The organism is Hydrogenovibrio sp. 3SP14C1 (genome assembly GCF_029625905.1).
GTDB lineage: Bacteria > Pseudomonadota > Gammaproteobacteria > Thiomicrospirales > Thiomicrospiraceae > Hydrogenovibrio.
The window spans coordinates 1-266 of the sequence record NZ_JARTLM010000146.1 but is presented as its reverse complement, the minus strand read 5'-3'; the positions used below and the strand labels follow the sequence as shown (position 1 = coordinate 266).

The window sequence follows — 266 nt, the reverse complement described above, 5'->3', positions numbered from 1 at the left end:
CCAGCCTTTGAGCGTCGAAATCGGTGTCTTGCCTACCACGTCATCCAGCTTGATCTGCAGATTGCCGATCCACTCATCCGGCCAGGAGGTGGATTCCGGGAAGTCCCAGGTGTCTTTCGGCAGCAGGAATCCTTTACGCGCGGCGGGTACGACAATGGCCAGACCGACCATGGCACCGATCATCGAGGGGAACTCTGGTCCCAGGAAGACGCCTACCAGCATGTAAGGTACGACGAACGCGATGCCCGTGAAAATGGCGAACGGAG

Annotated in this window: 1 protein-coding gene; it reads right to left on the bottom strand. The window is 58.6% G+C overall.

The genetic code is table 11. The annotated features are described in order from the left end of the window. A partial coding sequence (locus P8629_RS11995; RefSeq protein WP_278166342.1) for an L-lactate permease occupies window positions 1–266 on the bottom strand: 266 nt, incomplete at both ends.